The sequence below is a fragment of the Streptomyces cyaneofuscatus genome, from assembly GCF_042718795.1.
Classification (GTDB): domain Bacteria; phylum Actinomycetota; class Actinomycetes; order Streptomycetales; family Streptomycetaceae; genus Streptomyces; species Streptomyces cyaneofuscatus_A.
The window spans coordinates 167,397-183,685 of record NZ_JBHXOX010000012.1 but is presented as its reverse complement, the minus strand read 5'-3'; the positions used below and the strand labels follow the sequence as shown (position 1 = coordinate 183,685).

The 16,289-nt window shown below is 73.2% G+C and carries 10 protein-coding genes; 1 reads left to right on the top strand and 9 read right to left on the bottom strand.

Features of this window, described 5'->3' with window-relative positions; genetic code table 11:
- Nucleotides 1–46: 46 nt before the first annotated feature.
- The 5 genes from ACFWRT_RS16320 to eccD form a co-directional block, all read right to left on the bottom strand.
- Nucleotides 47–520, bottom strand: a complete 474-nt coding sequence (locus ACFWRT_RS16320) for a type VII secretion system-associated protein (protein WP_380949802.1) — start codon at nt 518–520, stop codon at nt 47–49.
- A 108-nt stretch (nt 521–628) separates the two neighbouring features.
- Complete coding sequence (locus tag ACFWRT_RS16315; protein ID WP_018516200.1) at nt 629–937, bottom strand: WXG100 family type VII secretion target; 309 nt, start codon at nt 935–937, stop codon at nt 629–631.
- A 27-nt stretch (nt 938–964) separates the two neighbouring features.
- Nucleotides 965–1,300, bottom strand: a complete 336-nt coding sequence (locus ACFWRT_RS16310) for a hypothetical protein (protein WP_003970669.1) — start codon at nt 1,298–1,300, stop codon at nt 965–967.
- Between the two features lie 356 nt (nt 1,301–1,656).
- A complete protein-coding gene (eccB, locus tag ACFWRT_RS16305; RefSeq protein WP_380949803.1) occupies nt 1,657–3,195 on the bottom strand; it encodes a type VII secretion protein EccB in 1,539 nt (512 codons plus the stop codon).
- A 104-nt stretch (nt 3,196–3,299) separates the two neighbouring features.
- Entirely contained in the window at nt 3,300–4,706 is a 1,407-nt protein-coding gene (gene eccD, locus ACFWRT_RS16300; protein WP_380949804.1) for a type VII secretion integral membrane protein EccD, read from the bottom strand.
- Between the two features lie 401 nt (nt 4,707–5,107).
- On the opposite strand from eccD, the gene eccCa reads away from it, so the two are divergent.
- Entirely contained in the window at nt 5,108–9,142 is a 4,035-nt protein-coding gene (eccCa, locus tag ACFWRT_RS16295; protein ID WP_380949805.1) for a type VII secretion protein EccCa, read from the top strand.
- Between the two features lie 81 nt (nt 9,143–9,223).
- On the opposite strand, the gene ACFWRT_RS16290 is transcribed toward eccCa, so the two are convergent.
- The 4 genes from ACFWRT_RS16290 to ACFWRT_RS16275 all read right to left on the bottom strand — a co-directional run bounded on the left by ACFWRT_RS16290 (nt 9,224) and on the right by ACFWRT_RS16275 (nt 15,991).
- Complete coding sequence (locus ACFWRT_RS16290; protein ID WP_380949806.1) at nt 9,224–10,483, bottom strand: S8 family serine peptidase; 1,260 nt, start codon at nt 10,481–10,483, stop codon at nt 9,224–9,226.
- Nucleotides 10,480–13,791 carry a right-handed parallel beta-helix repeat-containing protein gene (locus tag ACFWRT_RS16285; protein ID WP_380949807.1) on the bottom strand — a complete coding sequence of 1,104 codons (3,312 nt, stop codon included), beginning with the start codon at nt 13,789–13,791 and terminating at the stop codon, nt 10,480–10,482. The genes ACFWRT_RS16290 and ACFWRT_RS16285 overlap by 4 nt, the downstream gene beginning before the upstream one ends.
- A 146-nt stretch (nt 13,792–13,937) precedes the next feature.
- Nucleotides 13,938–15,326, bottom strand: a complete 1,389-nt coding sequence (locus tag ACFWRT_RS16280) for a ricin-type beta-trefoil lectin domain protein (protein WP_380949808.1) — start codon at nt 15,324–15,326, stop codon at nt 13,938–13,940.
- Nucleotides 15,323–15,991 (bottom strand): type VII secretion system-associated protein, encoded by a 669-nt coding sequence (locus tag ACFWRT_RS16275; RefSeq protein WP_380949809.1) that lies wholly within the window; start codon nt 15,989–15,991, stop codon nt 15,323–15,325. The genes ACFWRT_RS16280 and ACFWRT_RS16275 overlap by 4 nt, the downstream gene beginning before the upstream one ends.
- Between the last annotated feature and the right edge of the window lie 298 nt (nt 15,992–16,289).

Genomic DNA, 16,289 nt, shown 5'->3' with positions numbered 1-16,289 from the left:
CGTGCCCTCTCTCGTCTCTCGCCGTCCACCCCGTGCGCGGGGCCGGCTAGTTCTCTTCCGTGCCCGAGGACCCGCTGGTGAGCGTGTCGACCTCTTCGAACGTCTGGAGCAGCGTCTGGGCGTCGATCGCGTCCAGGTTCTTGTTCTTGGTCTTGTTGGCCTCTTCGATGGTGTCGGTGAGAGCTTCCTTGAGCTCCTTGAAGAGTTCCATCTGGTCGCCGAGCAGCTTGTCCAGGGAGGTCGCGACCGACGTCACGCTCTCGACCAGCGTCGGACCGGAGATCATCTTCTCCCGGCCGATCAGTCCGATGCGCAGGATCTGCGATGTCTGGTCGAGGTTGTCGGGCGTGGTGTAGCCGCCGACCAGCTCGCTGAGGGGGCGGATGCGGGTGTCGCCCTCGCCCTCGCCCTCCTCCTTGTGCTTCTTGGCCTTGGTGTATACGGGGTGGACCTCGTTGTCGCGGAAGTTCTCCATCTGCTTGAGGTCGAAATGCTTGACGTCGGCGTGCTCACCGGCCATGGGACGTCCTCCTGCGATCGGGCCCGGTTCGGGTCACGGGAACGGAGCTACGGGAAGCCGGGGGCCGCCTCCACCGCGTGCGGCGGGAGGCGGCCCCCGGTGGGAAGGCTAGCGAGCCCGCACGCCACCCCAGTTGTCGGCGCTCCTGCGCTCGTCACGGGAGTGGTTGTCGTGGATGCTCTGGACCAGCTCGCCGCTGTCGCCGAGGAGCAGGGCCATGTTCTTGGTCGCCTGGTCCCACTCGGCCTGGACACCGCGGTACATCGCCTGGTCGTCACCCTCCCAGGAGGTGATGAGCGGCTTCAGCTCGTCCTCCAGGTTGTTGAGGGTGGTGATGATCTGCTGGGTCTGCTGCTTCAGCTCCTCGATCGCGTTGCGGACCGTGGAGTACTGCACATCGATGATGCCGTCGGCCATGACATCTCCTCTCGGGTGGGGGGCGGGTCAGCGCAGTGCTTCGAAGACGCCTTGGCTGGTCTTGCTGTTGAGCACCTCGGTGAGGTCCTGGTTCTCCTTCGCCAGCCGGTCGGCCGACGTGACGTTCTCCTGGAGCGCGTCCACCATCTTGCTGATCTGGACGACGACCTTCTGCGCCTCGCCGTTCCAACTGCGGAACAGCTTCAGCAGGGCCTGGCCCTCGTCACCGCCCACACCCGAACGAGCGGCGATCTCGGCGACGTTGTTCTGGATCTTCTCGACCGCGGCCCGGGCCGACTCCAGAGAGGAGACACCTCCCAAGCCCTTGGCATAGTCCGCCCGCCTCTGGCCACTGTCAGCCATGTCGCGCTCCCTTCGTTGAGTGACTCTCATGGCACCGTTGCCCGCTGAGGCTAAAGAGAACTCACCGTCCGGCGCAACGCATGTAGGGAAGATTTGAGCATAGGTCAGGTCACCAGAATCCTTGCACGCCAACGGAGTTGTCCGAAGGCTTCGGCTAAATGAACGCTCCCCGCCGCCGGTCGGCCGAGCGGAGGCGATACGGACGGGAAACGGGCAGCCGGGGAATCCGAACGGTCATCGCGGCAGCCCATTCTCTGAGCTTTGTCTGAGGTTTCTCTCCGCCGAGTTATGTTCGAAACTTTACTTTCCCGCTCCCCTTTCCCTTTCTTCAGCACCGTATGGGGGGTATGCCTGAATCATGGCCGGGAGTCGACTGTGTCGCCCTTGCCGGAAGCGCACCGGGGGGCCGTGACCCTCGGCTCCGCGGCGCCCGAGGCTGCGGCCGGGTCCAGGTCGGCGCCGGTCGGCAGCGCCGCGAGCAGCGGTGCGGGCACCGAGCCGATGTCCCCCTCCCCGTACCCGAGCGCGCCCAGGGAGTCCTTGGCCGGGACGCGGTACTTCACGCCGTTCTCCGCGACCAGGTAGGTCGTCCCCGCGTGCGCCGCACCGCTGGCGTGCAGGGCCCGGACCAGGGCGCCGCGTCCGGGCCGTACGACGGTGGCGTCCGTCCGGGCACAGGCCTCGGCGACCGGCTGGGCGGCGCCCTGCGAGACCGCCACGGGGGCGAGCCCGGCGAGCGGCACCAGCACCGACCGGATCCGGGCGCCGCCGTTCCCGCCGTCGACCTGGGCGCAGAGCGCGGTGCCCCGGGGTGCGGACTGCGGGACCGGCGGCGTACGGGGCAGCTCGGCGGCGGCTCCGGCGGAGGCCGTCTCCTTCGCCCGGTGCGTTCGGAGCGCGTCGGCGCCGACCGCGCGGGCCTCGGGCGAGCGCCCCTCGTAGGCGTCCTTCTGGGTGGCCGGGTCGCCCAGCACGAGGGCGGCCTCCAGCCGGGACAGCGGCACCAGGCCGTCCTTGCGCAGCAGGTGGTACGTGGACCCGCCACCGGGCACGCTCACCTCGAAGAGCTGGCCGATCCGGCTCGGTTCGCCGCCGAGCAGCGGGCCCTTCCCGCCGCGCCCCGGGACCTCCGGCGGCTTCAGGGCCGGTCCGGGGGCCAGGGCGTCGAGGAAGGCGGCGGAGACGGGCATGGCCCGTTCGGAGCCGTAACCGAGGGCGTTGCGGGCATCGGAGGGGCGGTCCAGGGGCAGTCGGCTGCCCCGCCACACCAGGTACTCGGTGCGGTCCGGGCCGCTCACCAGGACCCCTCGGCCGGCGCCGACGTCCTGGGTCTCCAGCGGCGCCCCGGCGACCAGGGTGGTGGCCCCCGCCCGGTCGACACCGATGCCCGTGACGCCACCGGCGGTGCTGGGCAGCGCACCGTCCGGGCCGGTCACGCACATGTGCCAGGCCCCGGAGTCGAGCTGGGCGGAGCCGGGCAGGGTGTCGGGGGCGCCGGGGATACCGGCCGGGGAGCCGACGGGCACGTCCCGCAGCGAGGCGGTGGAGACGTCCACGGCCTTGAGCTGCGCGCCTCCGATCAGCCGGGCCGAGGCGTAGTTGCGCACCGGGTGGAGTACGCCGTCGGTGCCGGTCCACAGGTAGCGGGCGCCGGTCTCGCGGTTGACCACCAGGTTCTCGCCCTTGCGCCAGGTCTCGTTGCCGCCGGGGCGCAGCAGCCCGTAGACGGTGGCGCCCGCGCCGATCAGGACGGTGACCAGCAGGCCGAAGACCACGCCCCGGGTGGTCCGGCCCAGCGGGCTCTCCGGGGCGTCCGGGTCGGCCGTCAGCAGGCCCGAGCTGAGCCTGCCCATCATGAAACCGTGGGCCTGCACCTGGTCGCGCTTGGACTGCACAGCCTCTCCTCAACTCTTCTTCGATGGACCGGCGTACGGGGGTGGTTCGGGCCTGGTGGGCCGTACGGGGGTGGTTCAGGGCTGGTGGGCCGTTCGGGGCGGACTCAGCCGAACAGGCCGCGCAGCCAGCCGAAAAGGCCCGCCACCCACAGGGTGAACGGCAGCAGCGCGACCGCGAGGCCGGTGTGGGCCAGCTCCGCCGCCCGGCCCCAGTACGGCAGCATCCGGCGGCCGGGCACGATCCAGGACGCGGTCACGAGGGCGGCCGCCACGGCGAGCAGCACCGCGAAGACGACCACCCGGCCGTCGGCGTCGCTGTCCACCGCCCAGGCGCGGGCGAGCAGCAGCAGCCCCCAGATCCCGGGCAGCGCCAGGGTGAGCCGCTGGCCGATGTGGACCAGACCCCGGGAGTGCAGGAGCAGCAGCAGGGCCAGCGCGAGGGCGGTGAGCGTCTCGGGGAGGTCCGGGGTGTGGGCGAGGACGGCGAGGGCGGCGGCGGCGATGGTGCCGGTGGCGGCGAAGAGCGCGGTGACCCAGCGTCCGGCGAGTTCGGTGCGCTCGGCGACCTCGTCGCCCGCGTACGGGTCGATGCCCTCCTGGAGCTGTCCGGCGGAGGACGGCAGGGAGGGCATCCGCATTCCGGCCAGCTTGAAGGCGAACGGGGCGACCGCACCGGCGGCCAGCGCCACGATCGTCGCGACCAGCGCCACGGCGGCCGGCACGTCCAGGCCGGTGTAGCCCATCAGGGCCCCGGAGACCGCGGTGGCGACCGCGACCACGGCGGTGGCCAGCAGGGCGGGGGCGCCGACGGCGGTGGCGGCGAGCGCGAGGACCGCGCCGCCCGCCGCCGCGGCACCTGCGGCGAGCAGCCGGGCACCGACGACCTGGGCCGCGTCCGGCCCGGACACGTCACCGCCGGGCAGCACCCAGCCGACCAGGGCGAAGCAGGGGGCGACCAGCAGGCCGAGCGCGGTCGCGGAGAGGCGGTCGCCGACCGCGCGGCTGGCGGAGCCGGCCCCCGCGAGGAGCAGCACCCCGGCCACGGCCGCGCAGGCGGCCCTGATGGCGGTGGAATCGGCCACTCCGGGCCAGAACACCAGCACCAGGGCGGCCACCACCGTCGCCACGGCGGTGCTCACCAGCAGGCCCCGGGCGGCCCCGGCGTGCCAGGTGTGCAGCCGGCGGCCCACCGTCTCGGCGATCCCGTCGACCAGGTCGTCCAGCCGGGCCTCGGGCAGCGCCTCGGTGTGCGGGCGCAGATGGAGCACGGCTCCGTCGGCGAGACCGGCCTGGGCCAGGGTGGTCTCCTCGTCCAGCGGGGCGTCGCCGAGGCGCTGGAGCACCCAGCCGGCGTGGTCGAGCCCGGCCTCCTCCGCCTCCTCACCGACGTACCGCAGGAGGGTGGGGAGCAGGTCGGCGACCGGCACGTCGGCGGGCACGGCCAGATCGATGGTGACGCTCGGCGCACGTACGGTCAGGCGGCACGATTCGGCCACCGCACTGTCGGTCATCAGCAGAACTCTCGTCTTCCGTGCGGGCTTTGAGGAAGCTTCCCCGAGGAGAAGGAATGTGCGAACAGTACGGATAAGTCCGCTTGGCTGTGAACCGGGGCGCCGGGCCGGGGAATTGCGCCCGCACACCCGGCGCCCGCCACTCCCGCGTGGACAGGGCGCGTTCCGTGAATGCAGACTACTGCCTGCGGCCACCGGCCGTACTGCGGGCCGGGTGCGCAATCCGGCAAACGGGCGGCCATCATGGAAGTTGACCGTCCCCGCTATCCGCTCGAAACATTCACGCGTCGTTCATCGGGGCACCCGCACCCGAGGAATCCGACGGGTGCGGTCTTTCCTCCGTGCGGAGGGGCCGGTATTCGGAGCGGGCCGGAAAGTCAGTGAACCGGAGGTTCTCTTCCTTGAGTGTCGTGCTGTTTCGCCGCCCGGCCCGCAGGCGCGGACCGGAGATGCCCGAGGGGCAGTTGACCCTCCAGGAGCCCCCGGTCCTCGCCGAGACGGTGCCCGACACCTCGGCGGTGTGGACCTATCTGCCGATGGCCCTGATGTCGGTGTCGATGATGCTGATGTTCCTGCGCCCCGGCGGCGGGAACGGCGTCTTCATGTATCTGGCGATGGGCGTCATGGCGCTCTCCGCCGGTGCCATGCTGCTGGGGCAGCTGATGCGCCGCTCCAGCGAGCGCAAGCAACGGCTGAAGGGGGAACGCCGTGACTACCTGCGCTACTTGGCGCAGACCCGCAAGCGGGTGCGGACCACCATCGCGGAACAGCAGCGGGCACTCGCCTGGCGCCACCCCGAGCCCGCCTCGCTCCGCGCGCTGGCCCGCACCTCCCGGCTGTGGGAGCGCCGGCCGGCGGACGAGGACTTCGGCGAGGTCCGGCTCGCGGTCGGCGAGCAGCAGCTCGCCCTCACCCTGAACCCGGTCTCCACCCGCCCGGTCGAGGACCTCGAACCCCTCTGCGCGCACGCCCTGCGCCGCTTCATCCGCGCCTACTCCACCATCCCCGAGCAGCCGCTCGGCCTCTATCTGCGCTCCTCGGCCCGGATCCTGCTGCGCCCGGAGGAGACGCCCGGCGCGGCGGCCGGTGAGGAGAGCGCGGCGGCCGGTGCAGGGAGCGCGGCGGCCGGTGCGGACGACAGTGACGCCGTACGCGCCCTGGTGCGGGCCATGCTCGGACAGCTCGCGGTGTTCCACGCGCCGGAGGAGCTGTGGATCGCGCTCTGTGTCAGCGACGAGCGGCGGCCCGACTGGGAGTGGGTCAAGTGGCTGCCGCACGTGCTGGATCCACATGAGGAGGACGGGGCGGGTCAGGCCCGCCGGATCACCGCCGACCTGACCGAGCTGGACGATCTGCTCGGCGCCGAGTTCGCCGAGCGCCCCGGCTTCGACCCGGACGCCCGCCCGGGCCGCGACGAGCCGTACACGGTCATCGTGCTGGACGGCGTCACCGTCCCGGAGGGCCACCGCTGGGAGGGCCACGGCTACCGCAACGCCCTGATCCTCGACGTGTCCGGGGCGCTGCGCTGGCGGCCCGGCCGCAACACGCTGCGCCTCACCGTGGGGCCCGACCAGGTGAACCTGGTGCGCACCGACCGCAGCCGCAAGGAGCGCTCCGTGCCGCTCGGCCGCCCCGACCGGCTCGGCCCGCTCGGCGCCGAGTCGCTGGCCCGGCTGCTCACCCCGCGCCGGATGAGCCTGGGCACGGACATCGCGCAGCCGCTGGACACCGACGTCGAGCTGACCACCCTGCTCGGCATCCCCGATCTGCACCGGCACGAACCGCAGACCCTCTTCGACCGGCACGCCGGCTCCGGCCGGCTGCGGGTGCCGATCGCGGTCGGGGTGGACGGCCGCCCGGTCGAGCTGGACATCAAGGAGTCCGCGCAGGGCGGTATGGGCCCGCACGGCATGCTCATCGGCGCCACCGGCTCCGGCAAGAGCGAGCTCCTGCGCACCCTGGTCCTCGGCCTCGCCCTCACCAACTCCTCCGAGACCCTCAACTTCGTCCTGGTCGACTTCAAGGGCGGCGCCACCTTCCTCGGCCTGGAGGAACTCCCCCACACCTCCGCCGTCATCACCAACCTGGCGGACGAAGTCGCCCTGGTGGAACGCATGCAGGACGCCCTGCACGGTGAACTGATCCGCCGCCAGGAGCTTCTTCGGTCGGCCGGGAACTACACCTCGGCCCTGGAGTACGAGCGGGCGCGCGCCGCCGGGACGGGCCTCACCCCGCTGCCCAGCCTCTTCGTGGTGGTCGACGAGTTCAGCGAACTGCTCTCCACCCACCGGGAGTTCATGGAGCTGTTCGTGATGATCGGCCGCCTCGGCCGCTCGCTGGGCGTGCACCTGCTGCTCGCCTCGCAGCGCCTGGACGAGGGGCGCATGCACCAACTGGAGAGCCACCTCTCGTACCGCATAGGACTGCGCACGTTCTCCGCCATGGAGAGCCGCGGGGTGCTCGGGGTGCCCGACGCCTACGAGCTGCCCGCCGCGCCCGGCAGCGGCTATCTGAAGTCCGGGGTGGAGGCGCTGACCCGGTTCCGGGCCGCGTACTCCTCGGGGACGTACCGACGGCGTACGGGAGCCGTCGTGCAGGCCCGGGTGGCCAGCCAGGTGGTGCCGTGGACCAGCGGGTGGGTGGTGCCGCGCACCCTGGAGGCGGCGCCCGAGCCGGAGCCTTCGAGCGAGGAGGACGAGGAGGCGCTGCTCGATGTGGCGCTGGAGCGGCTGCGGGGCTCCGGGCCCGCCGCGCACCAGGTGTGGCTGCCGCCGCTGGACGAGCCGTCGCCGCTGGACGCCCTGCTGCCCGGCATCGCGCCGGACGAGGTGCGCGGTCTGACCGCAGCGCGCTGGCCGGGGACCGGGAAGCTGCGGGTCCCGGTCGGTCTGGTGGACAAGCCGTTCGAGCAGCGGCGCGACCCGCTGATCGTGGACCTGTCCGGGGCGGGCGGCCATGTCGCCGTCGCGGGCGGTTCGCAGAGCGGCAAGTCGACGCTCGCCCGGACGCTCATCGCGGCCCTGGCACTGACCCACACTCCGGCCGAGGTCCAGTTCTACTGCCTGGACTTCGGCGGTGGTGGCCTCTCCCAGCTCGCCGCACTCCCGCATGTCGGCGGGGTCGCGGCGCGGCTCAACCCGGAGCGGGTGCACCGGGCGGTCGCCGAGGTGATGACGCTGCTGGCCCGCCGTGAGCAGTTCTTCGTGGACCACACGCTCGACTCCATGCAGTCCTACCGGCGCCGCCGCGCCGCCGGGGAGTTCCCGGACGAGCCGTTCGGCGATGTGTTCCTGGTCGTGGACGGCTGGTCCACGGTCCGCCAGGACTACGACGACCTGATCCCGAAGTTCAACGAACTCGCCGCCCGGGGCCTCAACTACGGCATCCACCTGATCATCACCACCACCCGCTGGGTGGAGCTGTCCGCCCAGGTCCGCGACCAGGCCGCGACCCGTCTCGAGCTGCGGATGGGTGACCCGATGGACTCGGAGATCGACACCCGTAAGGCCCGTACGGTGCCGCGCACCGGCGGCCGGGGCATCACCGCCGACAGCAAGATGCACTTCCTCGCCGGGCTGCCCCGGCTGGACGGCAGCGGCTCCCTGGAGGACCTCGGCGAGGGCGTCGCCCACCTGGTCGCGGAGATCGGCCGGCACTGGTCCGGTCCGTCCGCCCCGCAGGTCCGGATGCTGCCGCACCGCCTCCCGGTCTCCGAACTCCCCGCGCCCGAGGCCACCGAGGGCGGCGGTATGCGGATCGCGCTCGGTCTCGACCAGGACGCGCTGGAGCCGGTCTGGCACGACTTCAGCCGGACCCCGCACCTGATCGCGGTCGGCGACACCGAGAGCGGCAAGACCAACCTGCTGCGCCTGATCACCCAGGGCATCACCACCCGGTACACCCCCGCCGAGGCGAAGATCATCGCGGTGGACTACCGCCGCACCCTGGTCGACGCCATCCCCGAGGAGTACCGCATCGGGCACGTCATCTCCCTGGACAACCTCAACGAGACCATCGAGGGCGCGGCCCGCGCGATGAAGACCCGGGTGCCCGGCGCCGACATCTCGCCCGCCCGGATGCGCACGTGCGACTGGTGGACCGGTCCGCGGCTGTTCATCCTGGTGGACGACTACGACATGGTCTCCGGGAACTCCTTCCAGAGCCCCTTCGAGCCGCTCTTCGAGAATCTGACCCTCGGCTACGAGATGGGCCTGCACCTGGTCGTCGCCCGCAGCGCCATGGGCGCGGGCCGGGGCCTCAGCGACGGCCTGATCCGCCGCCTGGACGAGGCCAACAACCCGGCGGTCCTGCTCTCCTGCCCGCCCACGGAGGGCCGCCTCTTCGGCAACGCGAAGCCGCTCAACCTGCCGCCGGGCCGGGCCCTGCACATCCAGCGGCGCAAGCCGCGGCTGGTGCAGACGGCGCTGGTGGAGTAGCGCGGAGGGTTACCGCCGCGGAGTTACGCCACTGAGGCGCCCTCCCCCGACGGGAGGGCGCCTCACGCGTTCAGCCCTCGGTCAGCCCTTGGCCGGGCCGGTCCCGGCCGGGCGCCAGCCCCGGGCGCGGGCCCGGCTGAGGGCGAAACCGGCCCAGAGGAGGGAGAGGACGCCGGCCGACCCGAGGAGCACGAAGAGGGTGGCCCGCCCGGTGGCGCGGTCGGTGTCGGAGGTGTCGCGTACGGCCACGGGCTCGGCGGCCCGCTCCGCACCGGCGGCGGGCGCTCCGGCGGCGCCGAGGACCGTGGTGACGGCGGCGTAGGCGTCCAACTGGGGGATGTCGGCCGGGTACGCGGTGGCGGTCAGCCGGCGGGTCACCGCGTCGGCCGGGTCGTCGGGGTGGGCGGCGCGGACGGCCGCGGCGGCCCCGGCCGCGTACGCGGTGGCCACGGCGGTGCCGCCCCCGAGGTAGTGGCCCTTCCCGCGCGGCCCGCCCGAGACCACCCCGGCGCCGGGCGCGGCCAGATCGACGCTCCCGGTGGGCAGGGCGCCGTCGGGGCGGGTGCCGGCGGGCAGCATGTCGGCGACCGCGAGGACTCCGGGTTCGCCGGCCGGCCAGTAGGTACGGGAGAGGATCTCGTCGCCCGAGACCCGGGACGGCGGCTCCGGGGTGGCGGCGGCGACCACCACCGCCCCGGCCTTGCGGGCCTCGGCGATGGCCCGGGTAAGTGCGGCGTCCTTGCGCGGCAGGGCCACCGCGACGGCGATGACGTCGGCCTTCGCGGCGGTCGCGGCCCGTACCGCCGCCGTGACGCGTGTGGAGTCCGGTTCCCCGCGCCGGTCGGTGCCGCGCAGAGCCAGGATCTTGGCGCCCGGGGCGACCCCGGCGAGGCGGGAGGTCGAGCCCCCGGTCCCGGCGATCAGCCCGGCCAGGAACGTCCCCTGCCCGACACAGTCGTCGGCGGCCTCGCCCCCGGCGGTGACGCGGCCGTCGAGTCCTTCGGCCCCGGGGTCGACACCGGTCGAGATCAGCGCGACGGTCACACCCGCCCCGGTGGTGTGCCGGTGGAGGCGGTCCAGGTCGAGGCGCTGGCGGGACCAGTCCTGCTTCTTCGCCTCCTCCTTGGAGGCGGGCGTGCAGGCGACGGCGTCGGCCCGAGGGTCGAGCGCGGTGGGCATCCCGGGCAGCTCCTGGCCCTTCGCCCCGTCGGCGGCGGGGAGGGCCGCCGGGGTACGGGAGGGAGGCCCGGCCTGGGCGGGTGCGGCCAGGGGCAGCAGCAGGGCGGCGGCGAGCCCGGCACCGTACAGCAGGCGGGTCGTCCCCCGCGCGGGCGGCCTCACTGCGGGACCGCCTTCGGGGCCACGGCCATGACGTCCGCCGGGAGGAGGATGCGCAGGTCGTCCAGGGTGGGCGCGGCCAGCGAACTGAGCCTGCCCGCCTGGCGGGTGACCATCGACTCGACCACCTGACGGGCCAGGCGGGCGTTGCCGAAGGAGCGGTCCCGGGGCAGCGCGTCGAAGTACTCCTTGAGCAGCGGCCCGGTGCCGGGCCCGCACTCGTACCCCATGTGCGTGGCCTGGGCACGGACGATGGTGACCAGCTCCTCGGAGGAGTAGTCGGCGAAGGCGATCCGGCGCGGGAAGCGGGAGGAGAGGCCGGGGTTGGAAGCGAGGAAGCGTTCCATCTCGTCGGTGTAGCCGGCCACGATGACGACGACCTCGTCGCGGTGGTCCTCCATCAGCTTCAGCAGGGTGTCCACCGCCTCCTGGCCGAAGTCGGCGCCGCCGCCGCGCGGGGTGAGGGTGTACGCCTCGTCGATGAACAGCACACCGCCACGGGCCTTTTCGAAGACCTCGCGGGTCAACTGGGCGGTGTGGCCGATGTAGCGGCCGACGAGATCGGCGCGGGCCGCCTCGATCAACTGGCCGCGTGCCAGGACGCCGAGCTGGGTGAGCACCTCGCCGTAGAGGCGGGCGACGGTGGTCTTGCCGGTGCCGGGCGGGCCGGTGAAGACCAGATGGTTGCTGAGGGTGGGGACGGGGAGTCCGGCGGCGGCCCGGTGGCGGGCGGTGGTGATGAGGTTGACCAGGTCGGCGACCTCGCGCTTCACCTCGGCCAGACCGATCATGTCGCCGAGGCGGGTGAGCGGGTCGTCGGCCGGTGCGGCGGTCCCGGCGGCCGACGCGACGGCGGTGGCGGAGACGTCGTCGGGGAGCAGCAGCCGCAGATCGCGCTCGCTGACCTGGGGCTGTGCGGAGAGCCGGACCGCCTGCCGGTCCACCATCTCCTCGAACACCCCGCGTGCGGCACGGCCGTTGCCGAATCCGGCGTCCCGGTCCATCGCCCCGAAGTGGGTGGCCAGCGCCTCGGCGGTCCCCTCACCCAGCTCGTACTGGTGCTGGGCGCACATGCTCTCCATGATCGCGACCAGGTCGTCCACGGAGTAGTTCTCGAACTCGACGGTCCGCGAGAAGCGGGACGCCAGGCCCGGGTTGGAGGAGAGGAAGGAGTCCATCTCACGGGAGTAGCCGGCCGCGACCACCACCACGTCGTCGCGGTGGTCCTCCATGAGCTTCAGCAGGGTGTCCACGGCCTCACGGCCGAAGTCGGCGCCGCCGTTGCCGCTGTCGGCGGTGAGCGTGTACGCCTCGTCGATGAACAGCACTCCGCCGAGGGCCCGTTGGAAGGTCTCGGAGGTCTTGATCGCGGTGCCGCCGACGACCTGGGCGACGAGGTCGGCGCGGGAGACCTCCACCAGATGGCCGCTGCGCAGCGAACCCAGCTCGGCGAGGATCGCCCCGAAGAGGCGGGCGACGGTGGTCTTGCCGGTGCCGGGCGGACCGGCGAAGACCAGGTGGCGGCTCATCGGCGGTGCGGGCATGCCGAGCTGCTCGCGGCGCTGGGCGAGCTGGGTGAGGTTGACCAGGGTGCGGACCTGCTGCTTGACGTTCTCCAGGCCGATGAGCGCGTTGAGGGCGCCGAGAGGGCCGTCCGCGCGGTCGGGGGCGGGTCCGTCGGCGGCGCCGGAGCCCGCCGGGTCGGTGTTCTCGGCGCTGCCGCTGCCCCAGGCGTCCCGCTTGCCGTTGGAGACGCTGTTCAGGCCCTCCACGGCGAGCCGTTCGCCGGGGGCGGTCTGCACCAGGCCGCCGCCCTCGTTCTCGCGGGCGGTGCAGTTGACGAGCGAGACGGGCGCGGTGGACTCCACCCGGAAACCGTCCTGGGCACCGCCGCCCACCTCGCAGCCGCTGAGCGAGGCGAGGGCGCCCTCGCGGAGCAGGAAGCCGTGGCCCTTGGGGGCGTGCACGGTGGTGCGGTTGGCGGTGAGTTCACCGCCCGCGTCGACGACCACGCCCTCCTCGCCGGAGATCTCGACGCGGAAGTCGCGGACGGTGACGTTGCCGCCGTCCTCCACGATCAGGCCGCTGGTCGTGGTGTCGGAGACCCCGCCGCCGGCCAGGTAGAGGGTGGAGCCGGAGGCCACCCGTACCCCGGCGCCCTTCGGCCGGACGATCTCGCAGTCCTCGACCCGGCCCCGGGCGTCCCGGGAGGCGGCGATGCCGTCGCCGGCGGGCTCCACCAGCCGGGCCCGGCGCAGCAGCGGGTTGGCGCCGCCGAGCAGCGCGACGGCGGGCGAGGAGCCGATCACCTCCAGGCGGTCCAGCTCCGGCGCCGCGTCCTCCTCCAGGAGCAGCCCGGCGCCTTCGCAGTCGCGGACGGTCAGCCCGGTCAGCGCCGGGGAGGAGGCCCCGGCGACCCGGAGCGCGGCGCCCTGCGCGCCGTCCACCCAGCAGTCCTCGAAGGTGCCGCGGGCCCGGTCGGTGACGACCATGCCGTGACCGCGTGCGCGGGAGACGCGGCAGCGGCGCAGGACGGGGTCGGTGCCTCCGGCCAGGGCGATGCCGTTGCCGGAGGCGCCGGTCACGCGGACGTCCTCCAGGGTGGTGCGGCCCGCGCTGCTCAGGTGGACGCCGGTGCTGGTGTCGTGGACGACGGTCCGGACGACGGAGACGGCGGAGTTCTCCTCCAGGGCGATGGAGGGCTTGTCGGTGGAGGAGATGTCGCAGTCCTCGACGGTGCCGCGGGTCTCGCCGTTGGCGAGGAGCCCGTTGCCCCGTGCGCCGCGTACCGTGCAGTCGCGGATACGGGCCTCGCCCTGCTCGGCGAGGACGATGCCGCTGGTGCCGAGGTGTTCGAGGGTGCAGGATTCGACGGTGGTGGGCGTGGTGGAGGTCACCACGATGCCCGCGCCCTGCGGGTTGCTCACCCGGCAGTTCCGCAGCGCGAGGGAGCCCGTCCCGCCCGCCAGCATCGCGGTCCAGGCGGCGCCGACGATCTCGCAGCCGTCGAACGCGGCCTGCCCGCGCCGTACATCGACGGCGGGCAGCTCCGGATCCCCGCCGCGCAGGGTGAGTTCGGAGAGCATGACGGCGTCGGCGCGCAGGGCGATCACGCTGCCCGTACGCGGCCGGATCTCCACCGTGCCCCGCCCCTCGGCGGCGGTGAGGGTGACCCGGGTGTGGATCACCAGGTTCTCCGCGTACGTTCCGGGCCGGACGCTGATGAGCGCCCCGGTGCGGGCGGCGGCGAGCGCCTCACCGATCGTCGAGAAGCGGTCCCCGGGGCCGACCGACAGTACCTGGCGCGACACGCACCAACCTCCTTGCTACGGCGGCGCCCTGTCCGGACGCCCCTCTTCGCCGGGGCGCGGTGCGGCGGTCCGGCGATGCCATCATGCCTGGCCCGGGGCGGCACGCGGAGGCCGGGAGCGGGGCTCCGGGTCCGCGGACCTTCGGGTCAGGTGCTCCACTTCTGGTTGTCGTTGCCCGTGCACTCCCACAGGATCAGATAGGTGGACGGGCCCCGGTCCCTGCTGTGGTTCGGGATGTCGACGCACTTGCCGACGACGGTGTTGACCAGGTCGTGGGCGCCGTTCAGGGTGAACTTCTGGGCGGCGGAGCCGTTGCACCAGGCGAGCTGGATGGGCGTGCCGTTGTTGAAGTTCGCGTTGGCCACGTCCAGGCACTTGTCCTTGGCCCGGATGGTGCCGTCGGAGCCGAAGCGCCACTGCTGGGCCTCGGCGCCGTTGCAGTCCCACATGAACAGCGGCTGACCGTCGTTGAAGTTGTGGCCGGGGACGTCGAGGCAGCGGCCGGAGAGATGGCTGCGGAAGGAGACGGGCCCGCTGAACGTGACGCCGGGCTGGGCCTTGGCGGGCTGGGCCTTGGCCCCGCCTGTGTCCTTCTTGGGCTGGGCCTTCGGGCTGTCGGCCTTCTTGGGCGCTGCCTCGGGGGCGGCCTTCTTCTTCGGCGGTGCCTCGGAATCGGCTTCCTTCTTCGGCGCGTCCTTGTCCCCGCCCGGTGGAGCGGCGGGCGGAGGAATGGCCGGAACGGCGTTGCCGGCCTTCTCGGGCGCCCCCTCGTCCCCCTTCTTCTTCCCCTTCTCGTCCTCGGCGGCCGCGCTGGTCTCGGGCGCGGTGACGGCGAACTCGCCCGGCGCCTCCGGCCCGCTCCCGTCGAGGACGGTCCCGGCCGCCGCCGCGTTCGTCTGCCGGGGCCCGTCGTCGTTGTTCCCGGCGAGCACGAGGAAGGGCACCGACACGAGCAGCGCCCCCACGACCGCCGCGCCCGCGAGTGCGGCCTTGCCCGGCCGCCCCACAGGACCGGCCTCCTCCTGCGGCCGGCCGATGGCGGTGGCGCTCATGGTCCGTACGAGGGCGGGGAGCCGGCTCTGGGCGGCGACGGAGGCACTGGGGTCGGGATCGGGGTCGGAGTCGGAGCCTGGGGCGGCCCCGGGGGTTCCGGGCTGGGCCTCGGCGGTGCCGACGGTAGGGGCAGCGGCCTCAGGGGCCTTGGGCGCTGCGGACTTCTCACCCTCGGAGGACCGAGGCTCTCCGGACGCCTCCTCCTCCGGGGCCTTTGGGGCCTTTGGGGCCTCCGGGGCCTCCGGGACCGTCGGGGTCTCCGAGGCCTTCGGGGCGGCGGCCGCTTCGCTCTTCGCCTGTGCGGGGGCGGAATCGGGCGCGGAATCGGGCGCGACTGCCGTATCAGGCGCGGCGGAAGCACCGGAGGCGAGGGGAGCGGCGCCGGCGGCGGAGTTCGCGGCCGTGCCCTCACCCTCGGCACCGGGCTCCGTACGAGCCTCAGGAGAAGTGGGGGTCTGCTGGGACGACGACGAACGCGTCACGGGGTCCTCCCTGTGGTGTGGGGCCAGGGTTCGGTCGGATGGGGGCCGCCCGCCCCGGCCACGGGGGCGGGGTCCGGGGGCCCGAGAAGGCTGTCGGCCGGGACGAGCAGGGGTGCCGCGGCACCGGGGTTGACCGACAACAGGGCGCCGGCGGCCGTCACCGACCTGGCCAGCTCCCGTGCGGACAGCGTGTCATGGTGAAGTGCCGCCGACATGAATTCATGTGTGGGCGAGGTGAACAGGAGCACCACCGGCGCCCCGTCCCGCCCGGCGGCCACGAGCGGGCCGCCGTCCGGCCCGCGTACGACGGTGACGTCCGCCTCCGCGAGGGCGGCCAGCGCCGCCTCGACCGTGCCGTATCCGGTCGCGGCCCGCTGAGCCGCCGCGTCGACCGGATCGGTGGGCTCCGGCCACCCGAGGACGCGGGCCGAGGGCCGGTACGCCGGGTTGGCGCGGTACTCGGCCACGTCCCCGCTCGCGTCCGACTGCCACTCCCCCAGCACGGCCCACTCCGGCGGTGTCCGCTCCTCGGTCCACTCCGGATCGACGATCCCGATCCAGTGTCCCGGCGCCCGACGAGCCGCGTCCTTCACGGCATCAGGAACGAGAGAGGCATCGGGCACCGGGGCAGCATCGGACACCGAGGAGGCGTCGGAAAAGGCCAACGGGAGCCCCTGCGGGCCCTCTCGCGGCTCTCCGGTCGGATTCTCCACCTGAACTCTTGGCTCCGTACGACTTCTTGAGCGCCGAGCGGTCTTCGCGCACGGCCGACAGTGATCAGATCGGGAAGCCAACAGGATGTCATACGAGCTTCGTTCACGGCGCACGGCAGGAGATCCGAATGGCCTGGTCACGTGCCCGTTTTCTGCCCGAACGGAGAACTTTCCGGGACCAGTGAGGCGCAGATGGACAAAGCGCCGGGAGCGTAAAGGGCGAGACACCGCCCGCCCGCCCCCCGACGGG

Excerpts from the sequence above, each read along its gene's own strand:
- ACFWRT_RS16315 (WP_018516200.1), bottom strand. The coding sequence starts at position 937 with ATGGCCGACGGCATCATCGATGTGCAGTACTCCACGGTCCGCAACGCG.
- ACFWRT_RS16320 (WP_380949802.1), bottom strand. The coding sequence starts at position 520 with ATGGCCGGTGAGCACGCCGACGTCAAGCATTTCGACCTCAAGCAGATG.
- ACFWRT_RS16310 (WP_003970669.1), bottom strand. The coding sequence starts at position 1,300 with ATGGCTGACAGTGGCCAGAGGCGGGCGGACTATGCCAAGGGCTTGGGA.
- eccD (WP_380949804.1), bottom strand. The coding sequence starts at position 4,706 with ATGACCGACAGTGCGGTGGCCGAATCGTGCCGCCTGACCGTACGTGCG.